The 19,163-nt window shown below is 35.2% G+C and carries 18 protein-coding genes and 1 tRNA gene; all 19 read left to right on the plus strand.

Features of this window, described 5'->3' with window-relative positions; all coding sequences use genetic code 11:
• The first annotated feature begins 11 nt into the window (after nt 1-11).
• The 19 genes from M030_RS0118950 to M030_RS0119040 all read left to right on the plus strand — a co-directional run bounded on the left by M030_RS0118950 (nt 12) and on the right by M030_RS0119040 (nt 19,140).
• Nucleotides 12-899: a decaprenyl-phosphate phosphoribosyltransferase gene (locus M030_RS0118950; RefSeq protein ID WP_027374935.1), complete on the plus strand. Its 888-nt coding sequence runs from the start codon at nt 12-14 to the stop codon at nt 897-899.
• The gene (locus M030_RS0118955; protein ID WP_027374936.1) at nt 896-2,215 is read left to right on the plus strand and encodes an FAD-dependent oxidoreductase; all 1,320 of its coding nucleotides are present in this window, start codon (nt 896-898) and stop codon (nt 2,213-2,215) included. The genes M030_RS0118950 and M030_RS0118955 overlap by 4 nt, the downstream gene beginning before the upstream one ends.
• Complete coding sequence (locus tag M030_RS0118960) at nt 2,215-2,940, plus strand: SDR family NAD(P)-dependent oxidoreductase (protein WP_027374937.1); 726 nt, start codon at nt 2,215-2,217, stop codon at nt 2,938-2,940. The genes M030_RS0118955 and M030_RS0118960 overlap by 1 nt, the downstream gene beginning before the upstream one ends.
• Before the next feature lie 3 nt (nt 2,941-2,943).
• Nucleotides 2,944-3,531 carry an HAD-IB family hydrolase gene (locus M030_RS0118965; protein ID WP_027374938.1) on the plus strand — a complete coding sequence of 196 codons (588 nt, stop codon included), beginning with the start codon at nt 2,944-2,946 and terminating at the stop codon, nt 3,529-3,531.
• A gap of 24 nt (nt 3,532-3,555) precedes the next feature.
• A complete protein-coding gene (locus M030_RS0118970) occupies nt 3,556-4,020 on the plus strand; it encodes a protease complex subunit PrcB family protein (RefSeq protein WP_027374939.1) in 465 nt (154 codons plus the stop codon).
• 2 nt (nt 4,021-4,022) lie between these two features.
• On the plus strand, nt 4,023-5,198 hold the full coding sequence (locus M030_RS0118975; protein ID WP_027374940.1) for a cysteine desulfurase family protein: 1,176 nt from the start codon (nt 4,023-4,025) through the stop codon (nt 5,196-5,198).
• Between the two features lie 82 nt (nt 5,199-5,280).
• Complete coding sequence (trxA, locus tag M030_RS0118980) at nt 5,281-5,598, plus strand: thioredoxin (protein WP_027374941.1); 318 nt, start codon at nt 5,281-5,283, stop codon at nt 5,596-5,598.
• A 126-nt stretch (nt 5,599-5,724) separates the two neighbouring features.
• A tRNA-Asp gene (locus M030_RS0118985) sits at nt 5,725-5,798 on the plus strand.
• A gap of 247 nt (nt 5,799-6,045) precedes the next feature.
• Nucleotides 6,046-7,269: a site-specific integrase gene (locus tag M030_RS0118990; protein ID WP_002981237.1), complete on the plus strand. Its 1,224-nt coding sequence runs from the start codon at nt 6,046-6,048 to the stop codon at nt 7,267-7,269.
• Between the two features lie 715 nt (nt 7,270-7,984).
• Entirely contained in the window at nt 7,985-8,314 is a 330-nt protein-coding gene (locus tag M030_RS0118995; RefSeq protein WP_002981234.1) for an ArsR/SmtB family transcription factor, read from the plus strand.
• Between the two features lie 118 nt (nt 8,315-8,432).
• The gene (locus M030_RS0119000) at nt 8,433-8,906 is read left to right on the plus strand and encodes a DUF6428 family protein (protein WP_002981233.1); all 474 of its coding nucleotides are present in this window, start codon (nt 8,433-8,435) and stop codon (nt 8,904-8,906) included.
• A 46-nt stretch (nt 8,907-8,952) separates the two neighbouring features.
• A complete protein-coding gene (locus M030_RS0119005) occupies nt 8,953-9,726 on the plus strand; it encodes a metallophosphoesterase family protein (protein WP_002981231.1) in 774 nt (257 codons plus the stop codon).
• Nucleotides 9,727-9,787: 61 nt separating this feature from the next.
• Nucleotides 9,788-10,120 carry a glycine cleavage system protein H gene (locus tag M030_RS24530; protein WP_081457775.1) on the plus strand — a complete coding sequence of 111 codons (333 nt, stop codon included), beginning with the start codon at nt 9,788-9,790 and terminating at the stop codon, nt 10,118-10,120.
• A 7-nt stretch (nt 10,121-10,127) separates the two neighbouring features.
• Entirely contained in the window at nt 10,128-11,171 is a 1,044-nt protein-coding gene (gene arsB, locus M030_RS0119015) for an ACR3 family arsenite efflux transporter (protein ID WP_002981227.1), read from the plus strand.
• Between the two features lie 29 nt (nt 11,172-11,200).
• Nucleotides 11,201-11,824 (plus strand): class I SAM-dependent methyltransferase, encoded by a 624-nt coding sequence (locus M030_RS0119020; protein ID WP_002981225.1) that lies wholly within the window; start codon nt 11,201-11,203, stop codon nt 11,822-11,824.
• A 273-nt stretch (nt 11,825-12,097) separates the two neighbouring features.
• Nucleotides 12,098-12,427 carry a DUF6660 family protein gene (locus M030_RS26025; protein WP_123901651.1) on the plus strand — a complete coding sequence of 110 codons (330 nt, stop codon included), beginning with the start codon at nt 12,098-12,100 and terminating at the stop codon, nt 12,425-12,427.
• Nucleotides 12,428-12,583: 156 nt separating this feature from the next.
• A complete protein-coding gene (locus M030_RS0119030) occupies nt 12,584-16,948 on the plus strand; it encodes a CusA/CzcA family heavy metal efflux RND transporter (protein ID WP_027374942.1) in 4,365 nt (1,454 codons plus the stop codon).
• 71 nt (nt 16,949-17,019) lie between these two features.
• Nucleotides 17,020-18,339 carry an efflux RND transporter periplasmic adaptor subunit gene (locus M030_RS0119035; RefSeq protein WP_002981220.1) on the plus strand — a complete coding sequence of 440 codons (1,320 nt, stop codon included), beginning with the start codon at nt 17,020-17,022 and terminating at the stop codon, nt 18,337-18,339.
• A 60-nt stretch (nt 18,340-18,399) separates the two neighbouring features.
• On the plus strand, nt 18,400-19,140 hold the full coding sequence (locus M030_RS0119040; protein WP_034689560.1) for a methyltransferase family protein: 741 nt from the start codon (nt 18,400-18,402) through the stop codon (nt 19,138-19,140).
• Nucleotides 19,141-19,163 lie beyond the last annotated feature (23 nt).

Here is a 19,163-nt window from a genome sequence, read left to right on the forward strand (position 1 = left end):
AAATAACATAAATGAAGAAATATTTAAAACTGCTCCGGGTGGAGCAATGGGTAAAAAACCTGTTTGTATTTGTCCCTCTGTTTTTCTCAGGTAATATTACCAACTTAGATTTACTTGCCAAAAGTATCTTTGCTTTTATCATTTTCTCACTGGCTGCCAGTGTCGTTTATATTTTGAATGACTACAATGATATTGAAGCAGACAAAAAACATCCTGAGAAACGAAGACGCCCTTTAGCAAGTGGTGCCATATCAAAATCAAAAGCAATTGCCATTTTAATTGGATTGGTTGTTGCAGATATTGCCCTTGTATTCTTTGCTCAACTTTATTTTCATGAATTTTTATGGAAGTTTGCTACCATCATTGGCTTTTATGTGGTGATGAACCTAGCCTACACATTCAGGTTAAAGCATGTTCCGATTATTGATATCTTTATTATAGCCATTGGTTTTGTATTAAGAGTATTGGCCGGCGGTTATATCACGGGAATCAGTATTTCACAATGGGCTATTTTACTGACTTTTGTGCTGGCACTGGTTCTGGCTATCGGAAAAAGAAGAGGAGAGCTCATCAATGCACAGGTTTCCGGAAAAACACGAAGAGCACTTGACGGTTATAATGTACAGTTTGCAGACATCGCCTTATCAATATCGATAACCCTGGCCATTGTTTGTTATCTGATGTTTACCCTGTCACCTGAAGTACAGGCCAGGTTTCATGAAAGAGTATTTTATACGGTTGTCTTTGTAGTGTTTGCTCTTTTAAGATATCTGCAGCAGACACTGGTGTACAACAGAACAGAATCTCCTACAAAAATTGTCTACAGAGACCGCTACATACAGGTTACTTTATTACTTTGGGTTGCCGCATTTTTAATTCAAATTTACTTTAAAAAATGAAGCCGAATTTTACACAGAAAGTTACAAACTGGGGTAATTACCCGGTAGTGGAAAAAGAAATGAGATCTGAGGACAGCTTCAAAAAAATAAAAGAATTTGTACTCAATCACAACGAAGTTATTGCGAGAGGAAACGGAAGATGCTACGGAGACGCTTCATTGGGAGAATCCATATTTTCTACCAAAAAATTAAATAAGTTCATTAGTTTTGACCGTTTAAACGGAATCATAGAATGCGAATCAGGTGTATTGCTTTCAGATGTTCTTGAAATATCTGTTCCGCAGGGATACTTTTTGTATGTAACTCCCGGAACGAAATTTATTTCCGTTGGAGGAGCCATTGCTTCTGATGTTCATGGAAAAAATCACCATGCAGAAGGATGTTTTTCAGAATATCTGATCGAATTTAAGCTAATGACAGAGAACGGAGAAATCATGACCTGTTCAAGAGAAGAAAATTCAGAAAAGTTCTGGGCTACGATTGGCGGAATGGGACTTACAGGAATTATCCTTACTGCAAAATTTAAACTTAAAAATATTGAATCTGCCTACATTCGTCAGGAAAGTATCAAAGCTGATAATCTGGATGAAATTTTCAGATTGTTTGATGAAAGCGAAAGCTGGACGTATACGGTAGCCTGGATCGATTGCCTTCAGAAAGGACAAAATATCGGGAGAAGTATTCTGATGAGAGGTGAACACGCTTTTCAGCACGAGCTTCCTCAACACCTTGGAAAAACCCCTTTACGATTAAAGAAAAAGTTGCAGCCTACAGTTCCTTTTTATTTTCCCGGATTCGTATTGAATGCATTGACGGTAAAAATTTTCAACTGGTTGTATTATAAAAAACAGACTAAAAAGGAAGTGAAGAATTTTATCGATTATGAAACGTTCTTCTATCCGTTGGATGCTATTAACGAGTGGAATAAAATCTACGGAAAATCAGGTTTTATACAATATCAGATGGTGATCCCCAAAGAAGCAGGGAAAGAAGGAATGAAAAGAATTCTGGAAACCATTGCTAAAAGTGGAAACGGATCCTTTCTGGCGGTGTTGAAACTCTTTGGAAAAAATAATCCGCAGGCTTACAATTCATTTCCTGTAGAAGGATACACGCTGGCACTTGATTTTAAGGTAAATTCAAAAGTAAAAAAACTGGTAGATCAGCTGGACAGTATCGTCCAGGAATTTGGAGGGAGAATTTATCTTACCAAAGACAGTATGAGCAGATCGTCTCTGACCAATTACCTGAAAAATATTCAAAGTCCTAAATTTGTGTCTTTACAGCACAAAAGAATCATAAACAACAACTCATAATGATAGTCCTGGGAAGTACATCTGAAGTGGCACAGGCTTTTGTGGAAAAAGCACTTCAGGAAGGAGAAAAATTTGAAAAAATCTATCTTTTTACCTCAAATAAAGAAACTACAGAAAGGTTTGCAAGACATATTGACGTCAAGTTTCTGCAGCAGTCTGAAGTGATTGAACTGGATCTGACAAAAGAAATTGATTACAACAGATTTGATTATGTCAATTCAAATGTATTATTTTGTGCCGTAGGATATTTGGGCGAAGGAACGGAGGAAGGCCTGTATGATAACAGAAACACACAGCGTATCATTGATATTAATTACTCAAAGCTGGTTCCGGTTATGAATTATTTTGCCCAGAAGTTTGAGAGCAGAAGGTCGGGAACGATTATCGGGCTTTCTTCAGTAGCGGGAGACAGAGGAAGGCAGAGTAATTTTATCTATGGAAGTGCTAAAGCTGCCTTTACAGCGTATCTGAGTGGTCTAAGGAACTACCTGTTTGATAAAAAAGTACATGTCCTTACCATAAAACCCGGATTTATGGCTACCAAAATGACAGAAGGTTTACCGTTAAATCCTAAATTAACAGCTACCGCAAAGCAAGCTGCTGCCAGTATTTATAACGCTTTCAAAAAGCAGAAGAATGTGGCATATGTTTTGCCGGTTTGGAGTATTATCATGATGATTATCAGGAATATCCCTGAATTTATATTTAAAAAATTAAAGCTTTAAAAAATGAAAAAATTGTATTGTTTTGATTTTGACGGAACCCTGACTTATAAAGATACTATGTTTATGTATCTTAAGTTTTACGATTCTACAAGATATAGAATACAGTTTTTAAAGCACGTTCCGCTCTTTATTTTACTGAAACTGAAACTGGCGGAAACTGAAAAAGTAAAAAAAAGTTTCATAGGTTCCATTCTCAAAGGACAAACCCAGGAAAAAATTGAATTAAAATCTAAACAGTTTTTTGAACATCATTATCCTAAAATTGTAAGGGAGAATGCATTAGACTTTATAAAAAATATCGATAGGAATAATACACAAAGTTTATTGGTGACAGCTTCACTGGATATTTGGGTAAAGCCATTTGCAGAAGAATTGAAAATGCAGCTTGTTTCTACACGGGCAGAGTTTAAAAACGGTGTTTTCACCGGGAATTTTATTGGCAAAAACTGCAACGGAAAAGAAAAACTGGTCAGAATAAAGGAGGAAATTAACGATTCTAAGTACGATAAAATTATTGCATTCGGTGATACTTCTGGCGATCGGCCAATGTTGAAGTGGGCAAATGAGGGACATTACCAATTTTTTCATTAATTTTGGATGATAAAAGTGTAAAAAATGAAAAGGCTGTTAATCGTATTCTCTGCAATCATAATGAGCTGTACAAATGTACCCTCTCAAAAGTCATCAAGCATGCAAAATAACGCAGAACTCCTTGCCTCTGAGTCACAAGGTGGAACAGAGCAGCCTGGTTTTAGAATCATTAAAGACGAGACTGATTTTCGTAATGTCATGAAGGCAGGCTTTCAATTGGTGGAAGAAGGAAAAGAATCTTCTCATTCTCCGGAATTCCCAAAAAACAAGAAAGTTATTGTCTATAATTTGGGAAGCTTCAGATCAGGAAGCCACAAGATTTCGCAGATCAAAAGTATATCGGTGAAAAATAATGTCCTGTACGTAGAAGTTCCTGCCGGCCCGCCATCCGGTGGAATGGAGATTCAGATGATTTCTAATCCCTGGTTTATGTTTGCAGTTCCTGCAGATTTTCAGTTTACCTCAGTAGAATTAAAATATTCAAAATAATAATGGATAAAATATATTTAGATAATGCCGCAACCACTCCGCTTGCAGATGAAGTTATAGATGCAATGGTAGGTACGATGAAGATGAATTTCGGAAACCCGTCTTCAACTCACAGCTTTGGCCAGGAAGCAAAAATCCTTATTGAAAATGTAAGAAGACAGGTTGCAGACTATCTTCATGTAACTCCTGCTGAGATCATTTTCACTTCCTGCGGAACAGAATCCAATAACATGATCATCAAATCTTCGGTAGAACACCTTGGGGTTGAGAGAATCATCAGTTCTCCTCTCGAACATAAATGTGTCTCTGAGAGTATTTTGGATATGAAAAGCAGAAAAGGAGTGGAGGTAAACTACATCCGTCCTAATGAAAAAGGAGATATTGATCTTAATAAACTGGAAGAATTATTAAAATCTTCAGATAAAAAAACTTTGGTAAGCTTAATGCATGCCAACAATGAAATCGGAAACATCATCAATTTAAAAAAGGTTGCTGAGCTTTGCAAAGAGAATAACGCGCTTTTCCATTCGGATACCGTACAGACTATGGCCCATATGAACCTTGATCTTTCCGGTATTCCGGTTGATTTTGCTTCCTGCAGTGCCCATAAATTCCACGGTCCCAAAGGAGCCGGCTTTGCTTTCATCAGAAAGGCAACAGGTTTAAAAGGTATCATTACAGGAGGTCCTCAGGAAAGAAGCCTGAGAGCAGGTACAGAAAACGTGGCAGGAATTGTAGGACTTGGAAAAGCATTAGAACTTTCCCTGAATCATATGGAAGATTATACCAATCATATGCAGTCAATCAAAGATTATGCTATTGAAAGGCTTTCTGCTGAAATAGAAGGGATAAAATTCAACGGACGCAGTGCTGAGAAAGAAAACAGTCTTTATACGGTATTAAGTGCATTATTACCCTATAAAAACCCATTGATCGGCCTTCAGCTTGATATGAAAGGAATTGCGATTTCCCAGGGAAGTGCATGTTCTTCCGGAGCCTCAAAACCTTCTATGGTGATGATGATGGTACTCAGTGAAGATGAAATGGATCATTGTACCCCTTTACGTATATCTTTCAGCCATATGACGGCACAATCAGATATTGATGCCCTGGTGGATGCCCTGAAAGAAATCTCAAAGGACTTTGCTATAGAAAAAACTAATGTTGAGCATAGATAGTCTTATGATGTAAAAATCGTAATTTTGACTGCTCAATAAGAGTAAACAAGAAAATAATATTAATTAAAATAAAAGAAACAAAATGGCTTTAGAAATTACAGACAGCTCATTCCAGGATACGGTATTAAAATCTGATAAACCGGTATTAGTAGACTTCTGGGCAGTATGGTGCGGACCATGTAGAACATTAGGACCAATCATCGAAGAAGTTGCTTCAGATTTTGAAGGAAAAGCAGTAGTTGGAAAGGTAGATGTAGACAACAACCAGGAGATTTCAATGCAGTATGGCATCAGAAATATTCCTACAGTTCTTATTTTTAAGAACGGAGAAGTAGTAGACAAATTAGTAGGTGTAGCTCCAAAAGAGGTAATCGCTGAAAAATTAAGCGCTCACTTATAAAAAAAATAAGTTTGATAATGAATGCCTTCCAGTATTGGGAGGCATTTTTTCAAAAATAATTTGCAGATAACAAAAAAAGATGTAATTTTGCAACCACGAAAAAGAAACGACGTTCTTTAAAAAAATGATCCGGTAGTTCAGCTGGTTAGAATGCCGCCCTGTCACGGCGGAGGTCGCGGGTTCGAGTCCCGTCCGGATCGCAACTACAATATCAAAGTAGTGCAAAAAGCTTTAAAACATATGTTTTAAAGCTTTTTTCGTTTTATGTCTATTCAAAGAAAGTTAAAAAAGCACAATTTGAAAGTGACCTATTCAGTGACCTGTTAAAATAGGTTTAAAAAGGTCACTGAAAATTCAACAAACCCTGTTCAGTAGCTAGTTCAGGAACTGAATATCTTGTGATAAGTTTTTGCTAAGATTAATTTTAAATCTCAAACCCTTTACGAAATGAACAAGACATTCAATTTACTTTTCTATGTAAAAAAAGCTAAAATCAATTCTTTAGGAGAGTCTCCTATTTACTTACGAATTACAATTGATGGCAAGATATCCGAGATAAGCACAAAACGTACAGTAAAGGCTTCAAAATGGAATTCTGCAATGCAGAAGGTTAGTGGCTCTTCTGAAGAATTTAGATCACTTAATTTTTATTTGAAAACTTTTGAGCAGAAAGTTTATGATGCCTATCACGAATTAATCAGAGATAAGGAAACAGTAACTTGTGAGACTCTTAAAAATAAGTTAGTTGGTAAAGGTAAATTGACCAGAATGCTCATTCCTATTTTTCAGGATCATAATGATCGAATGGAGAAACTGATTGAAAAAGAATTTGCACAAGGAACATTGACACGTTATAAAACATGTCTCAAACATACAAAAGATTTCTTGAAATGGAAATATAGTATTACCGACATTGAAATTAAAAAGATTGATTATGCTTTTCTAAATGATTTTGAATTTTTTTTAAGAACCGAGAGATCCTGCAACAATAATTCTGCTGTTAAGTATATTAAGAATTTTGGTAAGATTGTTCGTATTTGTCTTGCGAATGGATGGATAGAGCGAGACCCTTTTATGAACTATCATTCTAAGTTTAATGAAGTGACGAGAATGTTTCTTAATGAACAGGAAATTGAAGTGCTTTTTACCAAAGATTTTACAAATGAGAGATTGTCTTTGGTTAGAGATATTTTTCTGTTCAGCTGTTTCACCGGACTGGCGTACATTGATACCCAAAAACTAACATATCAAAATATCAATTTAGGTCTTGATGGCTCTCAATGGATTTATACCAAACGTCAGAAAACTAAAACTACTTCTAATATTCCCATACTTTCTCAAACAGAGAAAATTATTAAAAAATACAAAAATCATCCGGCTTGCCTTAATAGTGGAAAACTTCTGCCTATTCTTAGTAATCAAAAGATGAATGCCTATTTGAAAGAAATTGCAGATCTGTGTGGTATCAATAAGGAATTAACTTACCATATTGCACGCCACACTTTTGCAACAACCGTTACTTTATCTAACGGGGTCTCTATTGAAAGTGTAAGTAAAATGCTAGGTCATAAAAGTATTAAAACTACGCAGCATTATGCGAAGATATTAGATAGCAAAGTTAGTGAGGACATGATGTTACTTAAACAAAAATATCTTGACAAAAGAATGTAAAAAGATTTCTGAGATAATTAAATTATCAGACAAAGATAGTTGTATAGAGGATCTATATTCGAAGTTGATATGCCTTGTAAAGTAATGATACAGTTTTTTTAAAAAGATATTGAAATTTGTCTGTTAAGATTTCAAAAATGTCTTGAAGAAGACAAAACTTAAGTTCGACATCCTAAAAAAGCTGCTAGTCATCTTTTGTTAATAATCTTCATATATTTTTTATTTATATATCTTTCGATTTCCAAGAGAGATCGTAAGATTTGAATTTAGCAAAAAACATCCTAATATTTTTCCTGTAGGGAGTTGTGTGAGGTTAGCGGAGTATTTTTTATTGAAAAAGAAATCCAGCTTAATGATCAGAAAGAAAAACATTTTTTTCCAGAGATATCCTGTATTTATAAGTAAAGTTGTGAGAGATATAGCATCCTTCTTAGTGTCTAATAATTAGAAACAAAAGGAATGAGAGCTTCACATTCATTTATCACTGGATTTATGCGAGAAGATTGTCTTTAAAAGTTGTAAAGAAAAAATTTTAGAAAATTATTAATAATGTGTATGATTTTGTCTCAAAGATGGTAACAAGTTCAAAATATAATTTTATAAAAAATAGAAGTTATATCCTGATACCTTTTTTAAATATAATTTGTAAAAAGCTATTAAATCTTTTTGTATTTCAAATTTAATATCGTAATATTGCGATATTAAATAATTAAGTATGGGGCTTACAAAATCAGATATGTTTTCAGATGAACAAAATAAATTAGCTTCTTTGTTTAAAGTTTTTGGACATCCTGCAAGGGTAGCTATACTTCAATATATTATCAATCAAAAATCCTGCATTTGCAATGATTTGGTGGATAAATTAGGTTTGGCGCAAGCGACAATCTCGCAGCATTTAAAAGAGTTGAAATATATGGGTATTATACAGGGTACAATAGATGGAAAATCAGTTTGTTATTGTATAGAAGAAAAGAAATGGAAAGAGATACAAGAGTATTTCAATCAATTCTTTGAACAGGAAGTAAAAGTAAATCAATGCTGTTAAAGGCATTTTTTTACATTCCTTAATATCGTTATATTGCAATATTATGTATCGATTAAATTTGTATATCAAAAATAGAATTCCAAAGTATAGAAAAATATCATAATAAAATAGAAGATTTATGAAACTATCAGACATCAAAGAAATCTTACCAACATTAGATAATGTTGAATTTCAATTAGAGAACGGAATATTTGTACCAGAACACTTTCACGTTACAGAAGTGGGTGTAATTACAAAGAATTTCATCGATTGTGGTGGAACAATCAGAAATGAAAAAGTGGTCAACTTTCAATTATGGAATGCAGATGATTACGAGCATAGATTAAAGCCGACCAAACTATTAAACATCATCAAGTTATCTGAAGAAAAATTGGGAATGGAAGATGCTGAGATAGAAGTAGAATATCAAAGCGGAACAATTGGCAAGTACGATTTGGAGTTTAACGGGAAAACATTTGTACTAAAAAATAAAACGACTGCGTGTTTGGCTCAGGATGCTTGTGGCATTCCTTCAGAGAAACAAAAGAAAAATTTGACTGAATTATCTGTAAACAATTCAAACGCTTGTACGCCAGGAGGTGGTTGTTGTTAATATCTTAATAAGTAAAACAAAATTCAAAACATAAAAATCAATAAAAATGAAAATTGCATTATTCAGCGACATTCACGCCAATCTACCTGCCTTAGAAGCATTCTTTGAAGATGTAGAAAAAAGAAACCCCGACAGTATTTATTGCTTAGGCGATTTGGTAGGTTATAATATTTGGGCAAATGAAGTTGTAAACGAAATCCGTAAAAGGAAAATACCAACCATTGCAGGAAATTATGATTTTGGCATCGGGCGTATGAGCAACGATTGTGGATGTGCGTACAAAACAGACGGGGAAAAAGATAATGGGAAAATCTCTATTTCATTTACCAACTCTATTATGAAAGATGAAGAAAGAGCCTATTTGCGTACACTTCCTGCACATATCAAAGTAGAATTTCAATTGAATGAAGATAAGCTCAATTTATTATTAGTACACGGAAGTCCAAGAAAAATAAATGAATATTTATTTGAGGATAGAGAAGAAAAAAGTATGCTCAGAATTATGGAACAGGCGGACGCGGACATTTTGTGTTTCGGGCATACACACAAGCCATACCACCGTATTTTAAATTCTGGTATTGACGGAAAAAATCATTTCAGACACGCCATCAATATTGGTTCGGTAGGTAAACCTAAAGATAATGATGTAAGAGGTGGCTACGTGATGCTTACAATCAATGAAGATAGTTCAGTACTAGATAAAGATAGTATCAGTGTAGAATTTATACGCTTTGATTATGATATTGAAAAATCAGCAAAAGCAGTTGAAGAAAGCCCACTACCAAACGAATACGCAGAAAATTTAAGAAGAGGTTATTAATCCTAAAAATGATAAAAAGGAACTTCCAAACGATATAAAGTATTCAAAAGAACATACTTGAATTAAAGTACAAGAGAATATTGGTACAATAGGCATCACAGAATTTGCACAAAGTGAATTGGGCGAAATTGTAAATGCAGACTTACCGAATGTTGGATATAATTTTCAGCAGGATGAAGTATTCGGCTCTGTTGAAGCGGTTAAAACGGTCAGGGATTTATTTATGCCCGTATCGGGTAAAATCATTGAAACAATCGACCTACTATTGAAAGCACCTACACTTATCAATGACAACCCATATAAAGATGGTTGGTTGATAAAAATTGAAATCAAAGACCTTACAGAATTAGAAAACTTATTGACAGCAAACCAATATAAAGAACTTACAAATTAGCAACGCTATGCAACCAAAACTAAAATTTCTTGACCGTTACCTTACCTTATGGATATTCCTTGCAATGGCAGTTGGTATAGGATTGGGACATTTCTTTCCGGGTATTTCAAAAATTACGGATGCTCTTTCAGCCGGCACCACAAACATTCCTTTGGCAATAGGTCTGATACTGATGATGTACCCACCATTGGCAAAAGTAGATTACTCATTATTGCCCCAAGCATTTAAGGATAAAAAAGTAATCGGCATATCGTTGTTTCTGAATTGGATTATCGGTACTTTGCTGATGTTCGGATTAGCCGTTTTGTTTCTACGAAATGAACCCGATTATATGACAGGCTTGATACTGATAGGTTTGGCAAGATGTATCGCAATGGTAATCGTATGGAGTGATTTAGCTAAAGCAAACAGAGAATATACAGCTATGTTAGTGGCATTAAATAGTATCTTCCAGATGCTTTCTTATAGCTTCTTAGTTTGGTTATTTATTAATGTGTTACCGAGTAAATTAGGATTGGCAAATTTCAATGTAAGTGTATCAATGAAAGATGTTACAATAAGCGTATTGATATATTTAGGCATTCCATTCTTAGCGGGTTTTATAAGCCGTTATGCATTGGTAAAATCAAAAGGGATAGAATGGTATAACAGGGAATTTGTACCCAAAATATCGCCCATTACATTATATGCTTTACTGTTTACCATAGTATTAATGTTCAGCTTGAAAGGCGATAAAATATTAGAGTTACCAATGGATGTAATAAAAGTAGCCATACCACTAATTATCTATTTTATACTAATGTTCTTCGTTAGTTTCTTTATCAATAAAGCCTTAAAAATTCCTTACGACAAAAACGCATCCATCGCATTTACAGCCACAGGAAACAATTTTGAATTGGCTATAGCAGTAGCAATATCTATTTTCGGTATCTATTCCCCACAAGCATTTGTGGGAGTTATTGGACCGTTGGTAGAAGTTCCCGTCTTGATACTATTGGTAAAGGTAAGTTTGTGGTTAAACGTGAGAGATAGTAAAAAAAAAATGAGTTAAATTTGAATAGTACAAAAAATTAAAGAGATATGTCATTATCTGATAGAAAAAATCATTGGGAAAAAATATACAATACCAAAGCTTTGGAAGAAGTAAGCTGGTATCAGCCTACACCCGAAACGTCATTAGCATTTATTAAAGAATTCAATGTATCAAAAACGGCCAAAATAATTGATATTGGCGGAGGAGATAGTTTTTTTGTTGATCACTTGCTTGACTTGGGTTATCAGGACATTACAGTTTTAGACATATCAGAGACAGCACTTAGTAAAGCTAAGCAACGACTTGGCGAAAAGTCAAACCGTGTAAAATGGATAGTTGAAGATGCCAGTACATTTAAACCCACAGAACAATATGATTTTTGGCACGACAGGGCTGCTTTTCATTTTTTGACAGAGGATAATGAAATTGAAAGCTACATCGATACGGTTAAACAGAACATTAAACCAACAGGAATTTTGGTAATCGGGAGCTTTTCAGAACAAGGTCCGATAAAATGTAGTGGTATTGAAATCAAACAGTATTCTGAAAGTTCATTGGAAAGTCGCTTTAAGGAACATTTCAATAAAATAGAATGCTTTACCGTAGACCACAGAACACCTTTTAATACCAATCAGAACTTTGTGTTTTGCAGTTTTAGAAGAAAAAGATGAGTTGGAATAAAAATATCGATAAAAAAATGAAATGGCAGATCTTATCAAAGTTTCACCATTCATTTTAGTTTGTTGATGTAGTAGACAGACAGCTTCACAGTATCATTAGTCAAAAATAAAACAGATGAAAAATCTACATTTGATTGTCGTTTGTTAATAGTTGCGAAATTTAAAAAGTTTATTAATAATAAGTTTTTGTTTTTCAAGAATTTTTATTTTAAAAGTTTTTAGAATATTTAGTTAAACTTTGAAAAATATATTTATATTTGTAAAGTGAGATTAGTTAAGTTCTTTTTAATTATTTATTTCATGGTGCTTGCCGTAGTGCCTTGTAATGATATCCATGCGCAGTCTCCAAATAATTCTAAAGATTCTTACAGTACTATCAGCAATTCTGAAGATTCTCATTCTAAAGACAAAGGAGATATTTGTTCTCCATTATGTACTTGTAACTGTTGTCAGATAACAGTAGCTTCTTTTAAAAGTGAACCTCTTCCACTTCAAAAAAAGGTCACTGAATATTTTTCAAAAAAGATTCATTTTCAGAAAAATGACTTTGCGTATTTGGTATACGACCAAATTTGGCAACCCCCCAAGATTTAGTTTTTATTGATTCAATGAAAGGTGCGTGTCTTTCATCAATTTGTCATGGATACTTTGCAATATGATTGCATTGTAATCCTGTTCATCTTTGTATTTCGTTTTAGGTTCATCACAATTGATGAACACATTTCGAATTTCAATAAAAACTTAAATTCAATGTTAGATAATATCATAAGATTTAGCATCAAAAATAAAATCATCATAGGCTTGATGACTTTGATGTTAGTCATTTGGGGTGCTTGGAGCGCCACAAAATTACCTATTGATGCCGTACCGGACATCACCAACAATCAGGTACAGATTATTACAGTTTGCCCGACGCTTGCAGGACAGGAAGTGGAGCAACTCGTTACTTTTCCAATCGAGCAAAGTATTGCCAATGTCCCAAATATTGAAGAAACAAGAAGTATTTCAAGGTTTGGGCTATCAGTTATTACCGTTGTTTTCAAAGAAGATGTAGACGTTTATTTTGCCCGTCAGTTAATCAGCGAACAATTAAAAAGAGCTGCCGAAGAAATTCCGAAAGGTGTGGGAACACCTGAAATGGCTCCTGTAAGTACAGGTTTGGGCGAAGTCTATCAATATATTCTTCACCCTAAAAAAGGCAGTGAGAAAAAATACAGCAGTAAGGAGCTAAGAACAATGCAGGACTGGATTGTCCGCAGACAGCTTAACGGAACTCCTGGTGTTGCGGAAATTAACAGCTTTGGAGGAGAGTTGAAACAGTATGAAGTTGCAGTAAATCCAAACCGTCTAAAAGCAATGGGAGTAAGTATTACAGATATATTTACTGCTTTAGAGAAAAACAATCAAAACACCGGAGGTGCTTATATTGATAAAAAGCCGAATGCCTATTTTATTCGTGGAATCGGAATCGTTACTTCGATTGAAGATGTAAAAAATATAGCTGTCAAAAATGAAACGGGTAGTGTTCCGATTTTCATTAAAGATGTAGCCAATGTTGGCTTAGGCCACGCAGTCCGTTATGGAGCTTTGACTTATAATGGCGAAGTAGATGCAGTGGGAGGTGTAATTATGATGCTGAAAGGCGCCAATAGTAATGAAGTCGTTCAAAGAGTTAAAGAAAAAATTCCTACCATTCAGAAATCGCTTCCGGCAGATGTTGTGATTGAGCCATTTTTGGACAGAACAGATCTGGTAGGAAGAGCAATCAGTACTGTAGAAAAAAACCTGATTGAAGGAGCATTGATCGTAATCTTTGTCTTGGTTATTTTCCTTGGAAATTTAAGAGCTGGTTTGATTGTAGCTTCAGCAATTCCCCTTTCATTGCTATTTGCTTTAGGAATGATGAATGTTTTTGGGGTAAGCGCCAACCTGATGAGTTTAGGAGCTATTGATTTTGGTTTGATTGTAGATGGTGCAGTGATTATTGTCGAAGCCACCCTTCATCATCTTGGAATGAGAAAAAGTATGAAGGTAATGACTCAAAATGAAATGGATGAAGAGGTTTTCCTTTCTGCGTCAAAGATTAGAAGCAGTGCTGCATTCGGAGAGATCATTATTTTAATCGTTTATATTCCGATTCTAACTTTAGTGGGTGTTGAAGGTAAAATGTTCACACCAATGGCTAAGACAGTAGGGTTTGCAATTCTAGGAGCTTTGATTTTGTCACTGACTTACATTCCTATGATGAGTGCCTTGATCTTATCAAAAAAACCTTCTCATAAAGAGACTTTCTCAGATAAGATGATGAACAGACTCCAAAAAATCTATCAGCCTCTTTTGGAAAAAGCTTTGAAAATTAAATATTGGCTGGTGGGAGTAACAGTTGCCATATTTGCCGTTGCAGTTCTGATTTTTGGTAGAATGGGAGGAGAATTTATTCCTCAATTACAGGAAGGAGATTTTGCTTTTCACTGTATTTTACCACAGGGAAGTTCTTTAAGTCAAAGTATAGAAACTTCAATGCAGGCTTCAAGAATTATCAAGCAATTCGATGAGGTAAAAATGGTTGTCGGAAAAACAGGAGCTGCAGAAGTCCCTACTGATCCTATGCCGCCGGAAGCCACGGATATGATTGTCGTACTAAAACCACAGGATGAATGGAAAACCAAGAAATCCTATGAACAATTAGCCGACGAAATTTCTGAAAAACTGGAAACCATTCCAGGAGTTTTCTTTGAAAAAAACCAGCCGATCCAAATGCGTTTTAATGAACTAATGACCGGTATCAGACAGGACGTTGCGGTGAAGATATTTGGTGAGAATTTAGATTCATTGGCAATTTATGCAGATAAAACAGCAAAAGTTATTCAATTGGTTCAGGGAGCAACTTCCCCACAAATAGAACGTGTTAGTGGGCTACCGCAGATTAATGTGGAATATGACAGAACAAGAATGGCCAATTATGGACTGAATATTCAGGATGTTAACAGTGCTGTAAGTACTGCATTTGCAGGACAGGCAGCAGGGCAGGTTTTCGAAAATGAAAGAAGATTCGATCTTGTTGTCCGTTTAGACAGTCTGAACAGAACTAATATCGATGATGTAAATAACCTGATGATCTCCACCAATTCCGGAGTGCAGGTTCCTCTTTCACAGGTGGCAAATGTCAGTTATAAATTAGGTCCCGCACAAATCAGTCGTGAGGCAGGAAAAAGAAGAATTGTTATCGGTTTCAATGTCAAAGGCAGAGATGTTGAAAGCGTTGTGGAAGATATTCAGAAAAAGCTGGATCAACAGGTTAAACTTCCGTCGGGATATTATTTCACCTATGGTGGTCAGTTTGAAAATCTAAAGGCGGCGAGCGCAAGGTTGATGATTGCTGTTCCTGTGTCGTTGCTACTGATCTTTATGCTTTTATATTTTACATTTCACTCTTTTAAACAGGCTGCGCTAATTTTTACAGCCATTCCAATGAGTGCTATTGGTGGTGTTTTCGCTTTAATATTAAGAGATATGCCATTCAGTATCAGTGCAGGAATTGGATTTATTGCTTTATTTGGAGTTGCGGTTTTGAACGGAATTGTTTTGATAGGCACTTTCAACCAACTGGAAAAAGAAGGCGAAACCGATATTCTAAAGCGCGTATTGGTAGGTGCCAAAACGAGGTTGAGACCCGTTTTGATGACAGCGACGGTGGCTTCATTAGGATTTTTGCCAATGGCAATTTCTACGGGAGCAGGAGCAGAAGTTCAGAAACCACTGGCAACAGTTGTTATTGGAGGTTTGGTAACAGCTACATTCCTGACATTATTTGTATTGCCTATGCTTTATATTATTTTTAATACAAAAATCAACATAAAGAAAATAGGTAATAAATCAGTTGCAACACTTGTGATATTAGGATTCTTATTTTTAGGTCAGACTTTTAAAGCACAGCAGGGTAATCCGTTGAGTCTTGAGGAGGCTACCAAGATGGCGCTAACCAACAATAACCTGATGAAGTCAAAAGATCTGGATATTAAGGCCACGGAAGCATTATTGCCTACCGCCAAAGAACTTCCTAAAATGAATGCAGATATGCAATTGGGACAGTATAACTCGAAAAAGTTTGATCAAATGTTTTCCATTTCTCAGACAATTCCATTTCCCAGCTTATTTAAAGCCAAAAAAGACCTTATTAACGAGCAGGTGAAAGGTAAACAAATAAGTAAAGAGGTGTCTGCAAATGAACTCGCTAAACAGGTTAGAACATATTATTATCAGATTGAGTACTTGCAGTACAATCAGACAAAACTTCAAAACCTGGACAGCTTATATACCGATTTTATTAGAATTGCAACAGTTAGGTTTAAAGCGGGAGATGTTAAAAAAATTGAAATTAATACCGCTGAAACGCAGAAAGGAGAAATTAATCTGTTACTCAAACAAAATTGGGTGTATTTGATTAATGCTTACAAAAACCTAAAGGCACTTTTAAATACTTCTGAGGATTTTACCATATTATATGATGAGAATTATCATCCTCTGAAAGCGGATTATGTTCTGGACAGTACTGTTGTTGCAAGACATCCTACGGTAAGGGCTTTTTATCAGGATATGGAGATTGCTGAGAAAAACAAAAAGGTTGAAAAGTCCCTAGGTTTACCGGATTTCACAATAGGTTATACAAATCAGTCACTGATTGGTTTTCAGACTGTAAATGGAATGGATCAATATTTTAACGGTGGAAACAGATTTCATTCTGCAACAATTGGAGTTTCTATTCCATTAACTTTTGGTGCAACCAAGGCGAGAATTCGTTCACTGGATTATCAAAAGCAAATGGCGGAGTCCAATGCGAAGTTTCAGCAAAAACAATTGGAAGCACAGCTTGAAAATGCTTTGAACCAATATCAGCAAAATATAAAACAGTATGATTACTATGTCAATCTGGCTATTCCAAATGCTGAGAAGATTACAAAAGCAGGGCAGTTGGGATATAAAACAGGGGAAATATCATATGTGGAATATCTTTTTGCTTTGCAGACTTCTACCAATATTCAGTTGAAATATCTGCAATCCATTCAGCAGGTCAATGAATCTGTCATTATCATTAATTCAATAATCAATCAATAAAATGAAATGCCTGTAATGCTATTAATTAATCAGTATTACAGGTACTTCATCTGACAAATAAATTTATAAAGATGAAAATCAAATATAGTATTGTATCTCTAGCTTTAATTTCACTTTTTGCTGTTAGTTGCGGAAAGAAAGATACAGCGGAAGCAACAACAGAAAAACCCAAAACAGAACAAGCTGAAGAGGGTGCTCACGAAGAAGGACCGAAAACTATTGCTGAACTTACAGAAGAACAAATGAAATCTGTAGGAGTCTTACTGGGACAAGTTGAAATGAAAGACCTAACGTCAACCATAAAAGCCAACGGATTGTTGAGGGTTCCTAATGATAAAAAAGCTACAGTGACCTCTTTATATGGAGGTGTTATTAAGACCATTAATTTTCAGATTGGTGATTATGTAAGAAAAGGGCAGGTGTTGGCAAGCATCAGTAATCCAGAATACATTCAGCTGCAGGAGCAATATTTAACCGTAAACAGTCGAATATCTTTTGCAGAGCAGGAATTCAGAAGGCAGAAAGAGCTATTTGACAATGATGCAGGAGCCAAAAAGAATCTACAGAGTTCTGATGCCGAACTGAAGAGTCTGAGAACACAAAGAGCATCTTTACAGAGACAACTTCAGCTGATGGGAATAAGCCCAGGAAAGGTTAATAACAGGAATCTACGTTCAGGATTGGTCATTACTGCTCCTATAAGTGGTATTATAAGTAATATCAATGCGCAGATAGGAAGTTATGTGGATGTTTCGTCTCCAGTTTTGGAAATGATTGATAACAGTTCGATTCATTTGGATCTTCAAGTTTTCGAAAGAGACCTTCCTAAAATGAAAGTAGGTCAAAATGTACAGTTTAAGCTGACCAATAACCCTGAAATGCTTTATAATGCAAAAGTTTATAGTATTGGTTCTTCTTTTGAAAATGAAAGCAAGACCATTTCTGTTCATGCCAATGTTACAGGAAATAAAGTGGGGTTGATCGACGGAATGAATATCACAGGTGTAATTAATCTTGAGAGTGCGACAACGCCTGCAGTTCCCGATGAGGCAATTGTAGAGGCTGACGGTAAGTTCTATGTATTTGTACAGACAGACAAAAAAGCTGAGGAGCATGAAGCTCTAGAGAAGGCAGATGATGATCATGGACATGGACATGATGAAGGAGAAGCTGAACACGGTCACAAAAATGAACAGGAAGCTGGAAATCACGCGAAAGAACAGGGGAAGAAAATGAATTTTGAAAAAGTTGAAGTGGCGAAAGGTTCATCAGAAATGGGCTATACCGCTATTACTCCTGTTACTGAAATTCCAAAAGATGCAAAGATTGTCGTTAAAGGAGCTTTCTTCGTGAATGCTAAACTATCGAACGCTGGAGATCATGGGCATTAGTAAACTCAAAGAGTGAAATTAACCTTAAGGTGTTTCACTCTTATTTAAAAATTAATGATTATGGCCTTAAAACAAGAACTTGAAAAACAAGGTAACTGGCTGTTCAGATACAGAAGTTTTTTACCGCTTATCATTCTTTTCATTGGTTTAGCAGTTTTTATTGAGACCAACTGGAACAGAAGTAGCTCTGAATGTAATGTTTATTATGAATTGTTTTGCCTCCTTATAAGTATTTTCGGATTAAGCATAAGAATTTACACAGTTGGTTTTACTCCAAAAAATACATCAGGCAGAAACACAAAAGCGGGTCAGGTGGCTGATGAATTAAATACAACAGGAATTTACAGTATTGTCAGAAATCCACTGTATCTCGGAAATTTCTTTATGTGGCTTGGTGTAGCTCTGTTTACTGAAAACATATGGTTTATAGTTTCATTCATCCTTTTTTATTGGATCTATTATGAAAGAATCATATTTGCTGAGGAGCAGTTTCTTGAAAGAAAATTTGGGGATTATTATATCAGGTGGACTGAAAGAGTACCTCCGTTTATACCTAATTTTTCATTGTTCAAAAGTAATCAGCTGAGGTTCAGTATCAGAAAAGTTTTGCTTAAAGAAAAAAACGGACTTTTTGCCATCTTTCTGATTTTTACTGTATTTGATCTTACGGCAGAAGTTATGAATAACCACCTTCATTTCAATAATGTTTTTATTACAGGTTGCATAGTGACTATGCTGTTATATGTGGTCTTGAAAATAATAAAAAGAAATAAAGGGTTTTCCCTCGAAATTAAAAGGTAGAAAACATATAAATATTAAATACA

The organism is Chryseobacterium sp. UNC8MFCol (assembly GCF_000482305.1).
In the GTDB taxonomy this organism is placed as follows: domain Bacteria; phylum Bacteroidota; class Bacteroidia; order Flavobacteriales; family Weeksellaceae; genus Chryseobacterium; species Chryseobacterium indologenes.

Coding starts and splice junctions, on each gene's coding strand:
- M030_RS0118950 (WP_027374935.1), top strand. CDS start 12: ATGAAGAAATATTTAAAACTGCTCCGGGTGGAGCAATGGGTAAAAAAC.
- M030_RS0118955 (WP_027374936.1), top strand. CDS start 896: ATGAAGCCGAATTTTACACAGAAAGTTACAAACTGGGGTAATTACCCG.
- M030_RS0118960 (WP_027374937.1), top strand. CDS start 2,215: ATGATAGTCCTGGGAAGTACATCTGAAGTGGCACAGGCTTTTGTGGAA.
- M030_RS0118965 (WP_027374938.1), top strand. CDS start 2,944: ATGAAAAAATTGTATTGTTTTGATTTTGACGGAACCCTGACTTATAAA.
- M030_RS0118970 (WP_027374939.1), top strand. CDS start 3,556: ATGAAAAGGCTGTTAATCGTATTCTCTGCAATCATAATGAGCTGTACA.
- M030_RS0118975 (WP_027374940.1), top strand. CDS start 4,023: ATGGATAAAATATATTTAGATAATGCCGCAACCACTCCGCTTGCAGAT.
- trxA (WP_027374941.1), top strand. CDS start 5,281: ATGGCTTTAGAAATTACAGACAGCTCATTCCAGGATACGGTATTAAAA.
- M030_RS0118990 (WP_002981237.1), top strand. CDS start 6,046: ATGAACAAGACATTCAATTTACTTTTCTATGTAAAAAAAGCTAAAATC.
- M030_RS0118995 (WP_002981234.1), top strand. CDS start 7,985: ATGGGGCTTACAAAATCAGATATGTTTTCAGATGAACAAAATAAATTA.
- M030_RS0119000 (WP_002981233.1), top strand. CDS start 8,433: ATGAAACTATCAGACATCAAAGAAATCTTACCAACATTAGATAATGTT.
- M030_RS0119005 (WP_002981231.1), top strand. CDS start 8,953: ATGAAAATTGCATTATTCAGCGACATTCACGCCAATCTACCTGCCTTA.
- arsB (WP_002981227.1), top strand. CDS start 10,128: ATGCAACCAAAACTAAAATTTCTTGACCGTTACCTTACCTTATGGATA.
- M030_RS0119020 (WP_002981225.1), top strand. CDS start 11,201: ATGTCATTATCTGATAGAAAAAATCATTGGGAAAAAATATACAATACC.
- M030_RS0119030 (WP_027374942.1), top strand. CDS start 12,584: ATGTTAGATAATATCATAAGATTTAGCATCAAAAATAAAATCATCATA.
- M030_RS0119035 (WP_002981220.1), top strand. CDS start 17,020: ATGAAAATCAAATATAGTATTGTATCTCTAGCTTTAATTTCACTTTTT.
- M030_RS0119040 (WP_034689560.1), top strand. CDS start 18,400: ATGGCCTTAAAACAAGAACTTGAAAAACAAGGTAACTGGCTGTTCAGA.